9 protein-coding genes are annotated in these 8,491 nt (G+C 57.1%); 2 read left to right on the top strand and 7 right to left on the bottom strand.

Going from position 1 to position 8,491, the window contains the following annotated elements:
• Positions 1 to 309: 309 nt before the first annotated feature.
• The 7 genes from ABX962_RS22990 to ABX962_RS22960 all read right to left on the bottom strand — a co-directional run bounded on the left by ABX962_RS22990 (position 310) and on the right by ABX962_RS22960 (position 5,286).
• Entirely contained in the window at positions 310 to 1,371 is a 1,062-nt protein-coding gene (locus ABX962_RS22990) for a DUF563 domain-containing protein (protein ID WP_372722673.1), read from the bottom strand.
• Positions 1,372 to 1,559: 188 nt separating this feature from the next.
• Positions 1,560 to 1,835, bottom strand: coding sequence for a hypothetical protein (locus tag ABX962_RS22985; protein WP_372722671.1), 276 nt, complete (start codon positions 1,833 to 1,835; stop codon positions 1,560 to 1,562).
• 99 nt (positions 1,836 to 1,934) lie between these two features.
• A complete protein-coding gene (locus tag ABX962_RS22980; protein WP_372722669.1) occupies positions 1,935 to 2,201 on the bottom strand; it encodes a metal-dependent hydrolase in 267 nt (88 codons plus the stop codon).
• 54 nt (positions 2,202 to 2,255) lie between these two features.
• A complete protein-coding gene (locus ABX962_RS22975) occupies positions 2,256 to 3,095 on the bottom strand; it encodes a hypothetical protein (RefSeq protein ID WP_372722667.1) in 840 nt (279 codons plus the stop codon).
• A 274-nt stretch (positions 3,096 to 3,369) separates the two neighbouring features.
• Complete coding sequence (locus tag ABX962_RS22970; protein WP_372722666.1) at positions 3,370 to 3,984, bottom strand: class I SAM-dependent methyltransferase; 615 nt, start codon at positions 3,982 to 3,984, stop codon at positions 3,370 to 3,372.
• A gap of 91 nt (positions 3,985 to 4,075) precedes the next feature.
• The gene (locus tag ABX962_RS22965; RefSeq protein WP_372722664.1) at positions 4,076 to 4,471 is read right to left on the bottom strand and encodes a hypothetical protein; all 396 of its coding nucleotides are present in this window, start codon (positions 4,469 to 4,471) and stop codon (positions 4,076 to 4,078) included.
• Positions 4,472 to 4,590: 119 nt separating this feature from the next.
• Positions 4,591 to 5,286: a hypothetical protein gene (locus ABX962_RS22960; protein ID WP_372722662.1), complete on the bottom strand. Its 696-nt coding sequence runs from the start codon at positions 5,284 to 5,286 to the stop codon at positions 4,591 to 4,593.
• A gap of 183 nt (positions 5,287 to 5,469) precedes the next feature.
• Here ABX962_RS22960 and ABX962_RS22955 point away from each other — a divergent pair, with 183 nt between their 5' ends.
• Entirely contained in the window at positions 5,470 to 5,877 is a 408-nt protein-coding gene (locus ABX962_RS22955; RefSeq protein WP_372722660.1) for a hypothetical protein, read from the top strand.
• A 329-nt stretch (positions 5,878 to 6,206) separates the two neighbouring features.
• Positions 6,207 to 8,491: AMP-binding protein (locus ABX962_RS22950; protein ID WP_372722658.1), on the top strand; the 2,285-nt coding region annotated here is incomplete at its 3' end.

The raw sequence follows: 8,491 nt of genomic DNA, 5'->3' as shown, positions 1-8,491 counted from the left end.
TATCAAACGCAGCATAAACGGTCGCAAATCCCCCCGCGCCAAGCCGTCTTTCAATCCGATATTTTCCAAGTCGCGTACCAACGCGGACAGGGGACTTGGGTTTGGTGTGCATGAAAGACGTGAGGCAATTTGGGAGAGAAATAAAAAAGGAATCGAGATGTCCAACGTGTCATGACACCCGATAAGGTCTCGGCGAACGCTTTGATTATCGTTAGCGATCCGCGACTCGGAAAGATGTGGCGAAGAGATTTCTCGGGCAATCCGCTGCACGCGTACTCGAGTGTCTGCGAATTACAGGCGAACGTCAAATCATTCGGCGACCATTTCACCGAGTGTCGTGTCCAATTGCTGGGGATCGACGTTTACATTGCCGTGATGCACACATTGCTGTGGATCGACACGATGGGCTAGGGCGTAGTAGTAGTCCAGTCGCGATGCCGAAGCGAGCGAGAAGTAGCAGTTGGGTGTCGAATCGATGGCGTCGCGGATCTCGAGCACGCGGCTTCGCGGCGTCATCATCATCATGTTGGTCAGCCCCGCGCCGTGGTTGGAAACGAGATATTTCGCGTTAGCAGCGACTTGGGCCTGGACCCGCCAATCATGTTGTTCGGCCGTAAATACGGTGAATCCGTGTTTCTTCAGCACCGGAAAAATCGCGTCTTCGTTGGCGATACGCCGCCGCGTTGCCATGCTGCGGCTGATGTAAACACGCTCGCCAAACTTGCTCACCGCGGCGTGGTCCTCGGCCGTAGCCGACTCGGCCAAATAGCCGCGGAACCGCTGGTGCATTCGCTGGATGATCGGTTGGTTGTGATTGCCCGTCACGGCCACATGTGATGGTAAAATTAGGTTATGGCACAACACCCGTTCGAACCGTTTCAAGAATCGAACCTCGCCAAGCCCGAAGGGAATCAAGCTTTGCCGCATGTAGGCGTGCTTGCGATATTTGTAGGGCAACAGCAGCGTCATCGCCGACAAGTCATGCGACTGCGACGCCATCTCTAGACGTGGCAAGGCGTCGCACATCCAGTGGTAATAGCCGCAGCTCCAATTGTCGGTGATCCAGATGGTGGGGGACTGGATGACCGAGCGAGATTGAATCCAACGTTCGGCAGCGGCACGCAAATGCCCGCGTTCACGCCGCCAGTTTTCGGCATGCGCCGGCGTCACAAAGCTCTCTTGTAAATAGCGTCCTTCGTGACGCAGCGGACCTCGGCCAAACGCCTCGACCCCTCGCAATCGCTCGATCGATGCGGGTGAGATTTCTTGATACCGACAGGAGGCAAAGAGCTGGACGTCGCTGGACCGAAGATTTTTGGGGAAATTGCGGACACTGGTGTGTAGCGGCAGGGTGATTTCGAGAGTGCCCATGCGTGGTTCCCAACAAGAAAAGAGTGTGTCAGAGAGGGAAAATTGACCAGAGCTTTCGCGTCTGGTGCATCCAACACCCTCCGGTAACAAAACGGCAGCCGCGAAGTCAAGGTGAAATCGAATCTCGACACCTCAATGGGATCCTGTGCCCCCCGCGTTGTTTGGCCCACTGCTAATCCAACGCGTTGTTAAGCCCGCACGTTCACAAAAGCTCCCCACAACGCGATGTAGATGACCACGACCACGAGCGTTAACAGCGCGATTTGCTGAGCTTGATTGGGCTTCTTTAGCTCGACAATCATGGCGATGGCGAACACGATCGTGACACCGACGTTGCCCCAGGGGACCAACGGATAGATGAACTGAAAGTCCGAAAAAGGCCACAACGGTTTCAGCGCCCAGTCGCTCAGACCTACGGCTCCCGAAACCACGGCGTCGGCAGGGATCTGGCTGAGCGCTGCCACGGTCGCGACGCCGATCCAGACGCACCAGCTGCGGGTGGAAAAGGATTGCCGGCGTCGGATCGACGTCGCCAGTTCTTTGAGGGGGCCGTACCGCGTGATTCAAGCGGCGGCGCGGCCGCTGAGATCCAGCCGGTAATCCGCCGTGCCCAACAGCAAACCGAGCACACAGCAAGCCAGCAGGTTGTGTCCCCACACGCGATGCCCCGCCTCGAACCGACTCATGTCGATCAACATCGGCACTCCGTCCCAATCCGGCGCGATCGCGGCGACGCCAGCGAGCGCAACAATTTTCCAACCGTGGTGACGATGCAATCCGGCAGCCAAGGCTCCGTTGATCCCCAGCAGTGCGTGCTCGAACGTCGTCATCGTAGAAAGGAGTCCGTCGCAATAGAAAAGAACGCTCGTAACGAACGTTTTATTCTAGCGATGATCCGCCGTCGGTGCGGCTGCGGTCCGCGGTGGCCGCGACGAATGCACCAGTTCGTTTTGCCGACGGTTTACATTCTTGATTACCTCGACAAACTGCTGTTTCGTTTCACGCGGGACTTGGGGCAAACGATGAGCCAGATCGATCATTGAGTGTGGATTACGCTGCGAAGCGGCCGAGATTTGACTCAGGAAACGAGCGGTCTCGATAAAGTTGCTGTCCGCCGAGCGGCCGATGAACCCGCTAAACGTGCGAGCAATCAGATCGGCACTCAAGCTGTCCAACTGCACAAAACAGTCCAGCGTCCCCGTGACCGTCGTTTCACCGGTGGCCGATTTTGCATACGTGCTGCGGAATACAAACACGCCGCGTCCTTTGATCGGGCTGGCAACCAATTTGCCATCGTACGATCCGTCAGCAACATAGATATGCATATTCGGGTCGCCGTAGACCAAGTCGACAACGCAATGAGTCCCGCTGCCATCGGACGCATCAAGCTGATACGGCGCGATGCGTTTGGTGGTCACCTGAGTGACTCCCATCACATCCCACATACCGACAAGAATTTCGGGATTCCGTGCGATCAGCAAAAACAGATCTCGATCGCAACTAATCGCCTGGGTCGGCAATTGGCGAAAGATCGTAGGCGAATTGGCGATCGACAGGATTCGCTGCTGCGCATCCACGGTCAATCGCTGCATCGGCAAGCTTGCCAATACTTCGCGACGGCGCTCGATCGACGCGGTTCCGCTTTGGCCGTCATCGGAATTCCCGATGCCGGCACCGAAACGGTCCAACAGCCCCTGGGCCGACGCGGTGGTTGTTGACAACACCAACGTCAGCAGCAGTGCCGCTGCGAGCGCGCATCTCCCACCTACGATTCGTTGAATCGATCCCCCCGGCACCGTCATCCCCCACCGTGTTTTTTGCCACAGTCCACCAACCGCGACGAGCTTCGTGGATCTGCTAAGTGCAGACCCCTGTGCTTAAGATGAAGTTTCGGCGATTGAGGAGTATCGAGTTGAGGAAAACTGTGCCGAGTGGAGCGGTTGTTGGAGTTGTCACTGCATTGACGACACGGGGATTGCTATCGCGATCGTCGCTCTTTTAGCCACGTTTTCGCCACAATCGGACATCGTTGGGACCGCAAAATTGCATCAACAGAGCTCCACTGGACGCGTAGCGATCGAACACTCGCTCGTGAAAGTCGTCCTCGCCTGGCCAGGGGTAGGAGTAGACGATCGCAAAATCATCCAGTTCCAAACAGAGCGCCGCGTAGCCGCAGGGGACGTCATGCCCCAGACTCGGCAGCGTCGGATCATCGGCAAGCGATTCGCTATCGGCTGGCAGAAAGTTCCCATGGATCAGTTCGACATCCGCTTTCCATTCGTCGACCAAGCGACGGCCTTGCGCCAGCAACTCCGTCTCGGCCTCGATTCCAATCACATCCAAATCGAGCGTCGAGGCAAGCGCGCTGACCACCGCAAAACCGCAGCCCCATTCCAGGAACCGTTTGCCGATCAACATTTGCGATTCCAACGCCCAGCCAAGTGATTGGTAAACCAGTTCGTAATCGGCGGCGACAAATTGTTCGATTTGCGGTTGGTCCCAGCGATCTTGGAACGCTTCGATCCGCTGCCGCGCATCGCTGATCCACAACTGAATTTCTGCGGGTGGGGTTCGCCGATCAACGGACGAGGGAATGGCGATTCGTTCTAACAAGGAAGTGCTTTCGATAGCCTGGGTTGCGGAACTGCATTTTCAAGCCGCACTTGCGTCCCCCCTCCCCCCCGGCTCTGGAGTTTCCATCCGCTCACGATGCGTCGGATTCGGATTGGTCTGATTCGGGTTGGTCTGAGTTGGACAGTACATCGAGTTCGGGTTTGGTGCAGCCTGCCCATCCAAGCACTTCGATGTCGGTTTGGGAAGCCCAGCGACTTTGGTTGCCCCACAAGGGTTCGAGACAAACCGGGCAGCGAGCGTCACAGCCATTGGGGTATTGATGCCGCGACGTCAGATCCGGTTCGAGCCAGATCGCGTCGCACTCGTCACACACCACCAATCCATGAGGTAGCGGGGGATCTTGGACGTTGACTGGCTCCACGAACTTGGCTGGTTCTTCCGTTGGCTCGGGCAAGCCGCAGATGCGAACCCCGCACAATCCACCGCCGCAAATCGGACAGTGGTCAACTGAATGTCTTGGGCTCACGATGCTGGGATCTCCGAAAAACAAGCGGACAGGGAAAACGGACAGGGAAAACGGACAGGGAAAACGGACAGGGAAAACGGACAGGGAAAACGGACAGGGAAAACGGACAGGGGGGCTCGCTACAACGGGTAGGCGGTGATGACGCGCGTCCCCTCCAATACGATGCGGACACGACGCGCCATGGGATTGCGTTTTCTAGCGCCATCGCGTCCCCCGACAAATCCGATTCGGCTACCGAGATCAACGGTATAGATGGTCCGCCCGTCATCGACACGCGTGGTCGTCTTTGTGCCTTGCTTGGCTTTCAGGTAGGCGCGGTCAATCGTCTTAAGGGCTCCCTCCATTTCGCCATCGAAAACACCGTGGCTGCCTGGTCGCGAAGGATCATCCTTGGTGTGTCGCCGCAAGTGTTCGAGCCGATGGCCCTCGGCGCTGCCGGGGGTGTATTGCAATCCGGCGGGCGAAAGATAGCGATCTGCGGACACCTCGCGCAGCAATCCGTATTTCAGCTCGGACTCGGACTCGGACGCAGGCTTCGACTCGGATTGCGATGTCGACTCCGGTTGAGGTGTCGACGGTGATGGCGATGGCGACTGTGATTGAGGCGACTTCTTGGGCTCGAACTTCGGTTCGGCTACCACCGCGACTTCGCCGGCATCGTCAGATCGAAGCTGCGGCAAATTCCAACCAAAACGGGCATTCAGCTCCGGTTGGACGAGGGAGTACGCCCCCACAAGGACGAGGATCCCGATCGCTCCGAGCGACGACTTCCCTACTCTCTGGGGATTTTTCCCAGCAGGCTCGGATTTATCCATCTCTTATTCCCGTCAGAGTAACCTAGATTAGTAGACTCGCAGTGAAATCAAGTCATGATGGCCAGCCTTGCAAACCCCTCGAATCGTGAGAAAATGGGGAGCTTGCCCGGCATGATCGTCGCATTGCGATCGTACCTGTACTAAAGATCATACACATTTACAGCAGAAAATTAGGAAAGCAGCGTGAAGAACGTTCTACGTGCCGTGTTGATGTTCACCCTTCTACTTGTGGCTTCGGGGCTGGATGTCCAGACGACGAAAGCGGCCGAACCCGGCTGGTCGCCGATCATCATTCCCACAGGTGCCTATCGGCAAGAGATCAAATCGATGCCGATCGAGCAGCGTCCCTATCGTCCGGGGCATTTTTATGGCAACACCGTTCGACGCATGCACTATCGCGGCGAAGTTCTGCCACGCCCCACCGATTTGCCTGTAACTCAGAGTGTCGTGCCGACCGTGATCGGCCAGCCTGCCGCGGCGAACTATCAATATGCTCCTTTGGCATACCCGAGCATGGGGCCAAGTAACGCGCCCACAACCTCGAACCCATTGGGGGTTCGTCGTCTCTTCTCGAACCGCAATCGGTTCTAACGTTTTTGCGGAATGGAGGATGCATTTGTCGAAGCCCCTCCGAGTTACTACGCTGAAGTACACTGTAGTTGCGTGAGCGGAAGGGACGAAGAAAAGAGGGGGGCTGAGGAAGAGATTGCATCACCGCAATCTTGTTGCCGCCTCCAACTGATTCGTCTCCGATGTTTTCGTGACGACTGATCCGTTGCCACCGACCGTTGCCACCGACCGTTGTTCCGGCCTAGCGGAACGAGCCAACAAAAACTTTGACGCCCATCCATTTCTTCGCGCTCTTCCGACCCGATGTTCTCGAGTCAGAAAACGCGTAGCAAGACGCAGAGTACCGTGTTATGTCATCACTCGATCCGTCCACCGCGACCCCCTTGCCGCAGTGGATCGGTATCCGTGCCCAACGACATGGCGATCGGCTTGCGTTGACGTTCATCGACGATGACGGCGGGATGACACAATGGACGTACCGCGATCTTTGGTCGCGAGTTTGCGAGTTTGCGGCTCGGATGCCTGAGGTGGACCAAGATCAACCTCGCGCTCTGCTGCTGTTCCCACCCGGACTCGAATTTGTAGCCGGGTTCTTCGCAGCCCACGTTGCCGGTTGGGTTCCAGTGCCGACCTGTTACCCCAAACCGGGCCGGGTGATGGAACGGCTCGATTCGGCCGCGCGTGACTGTCATCCCTCGGCCATCATTGCAGACAGCGCAACATTAGCGGGAATGGATCGCGAAAAACTGTGCGATGCGGCGCGTGACATCCCTCATCTTGCGACCGACGCCTCTGTGCCACCGCTCGGAACAAACAAACCGCAGCACTGGATCGATCCGCATTCATTGTCGATCGACCCTGACTCGCTCGCTTTACTGCAATACACCAGCGGCAGCACCAGCCAACCCAAGGGCGTGATGGTCCGTCATCGCAATGTGATGGCCAATCTCGAAGCGATTCGGCGAGGATTTCAAATCCCCTGGATCGAGGATGATCCCAATCAAACCGAATCCGGAGTTTTCTGGCTGCCGTTTTTCCACGACATGGGGTTGATTGGCGGATTGTTGGCATCACTGTACATGGGCCGGTCCACCGTGTTTATCAGCCCGCGAGCCTTCCTGCAGCGGCCGCTGCGTTGGTTGCAGTTGATCAGCGATTGCAAGGCGACGATCAGCGGTGCCCCTAATTTTGCCTATCAATTGTGTATCGATCGTATCTCACCTGATCAAACCGATTCGCTGGATCTATCGAATTGGCGAACAGCGTTCTGTGGTGCGGAACCGATTATGCCTCGCACACTGAGCGATTTTGCGCACCGTTTCTCGAGCAGCAAATTTTCCGCCAGTTCGTTTTACCCATGTTACGGACTCGCCGAAGCGACATTGCTGGCCGCCGGCGGAGACGGCCCCGCAGAACCGCGTTTGTTGAGCGTTTCTCGCGATAAACTCAGCGAAGGCCGCGTCGACATCCAGCCCGAAGGCCGTGGCAAGGCGTTCCAAAAACTTGTCGCGTGCGGTTCCGCTGTCGACCAAACCGAATTATTGATCGTCGATCCGCAGACATTGTCCGTTTGCGAGGAACGAATCATTGGCGAAATCTGGATCAAAGGCGCCAGTGTCACTGCCGGCTATTGGAATCGTGACGAAGAGAATCGCCAGCGGTTTGCGGCGCTAACCGCAGATGGCCGCGTCGGATTTTGTCGAACCGGTGACCTTGGCTTTTTGGACGACGGGCAACTGTATGTCACCGGACGGATCAAGGATGTGGTGATTCTGCGCGGCCGCAACTTGTATCCTCAAGATATTGAAGCGACGGTTCGCGAGATCATCGGCAGCGAAGGGGGGCAATGTGCGGCATTTTCGGTCGATGGTCCACGCGGCGAAGGATTGGCGATCGTCGCCGAGGTTCCGCGGCACTGTGATGAAGCCGCGTTTCCCGAATGGGTGCGCTCGATTCGCCGCACCGTCATTGACGTTCACGAGGTCGATCCACGCAACGTGTTGCTATGTCGCCCCGCGACAGTACCGCTAACGAGCAGCGGAAAAGTCCAGCGACATCGATGCCGCAAAATGTTCGACGCCGACGAAATTCGCTGCAAATATCGCTACGACCGCAAATTTCTTTCCGAGCAGGCGCCGATTGCGATCCCAAAACTTCCCGAAAATCCCACCGCAGCGGATCGCGAACCTCTGACGCGTATGATTGAAGCTTGGCTTGCCGAGTGGTTAGTCGTTCGCGCCGGAGTGGCTCCGCAGACCATCGAACTTGATAAACCGTTCGCCGACTACGGACTCGATTCGATGACGTCGGTCGAACTCAGTGGTGAGACCGAAGATTGGTCGGGAATCGAGTTGACTCCGATCGTAGCCTGGAACCATCCCACGGTCACGCAACTGAGTCGGTTTATCGCCAATGAGTTGATTGGCTCGGAAGCTCCCCAAACGCTGCACGACGGTTTGCCATCGAGCGTGAACGCAACGCACAACGACCCGCACAACGACCCGCACAAAGTTGCGCGCAACGGTGCGCCCCGGTCCGAGTCCGTCGACGAAACGGTGTCGCAAGACGTGTCACCCGAAGAGCTCGAAGCCTTATTAAGTGAAATCGAACAACTTTCGGACGCCGAGATCGACGC

It is taken from the genome of Novipirellula sp., from assembly GCF_041583735.1.
Classification (GTDB): domain Bacteria; phylum Planctomycetota; class Planctomycetia; order Pirellulales; family Pirellulaceae; genus Novipirellula.
Note: the sequence above shows the minus strand (reverse complement) of the source record. Positions and strands in the feature narration are given on the sequence as shown.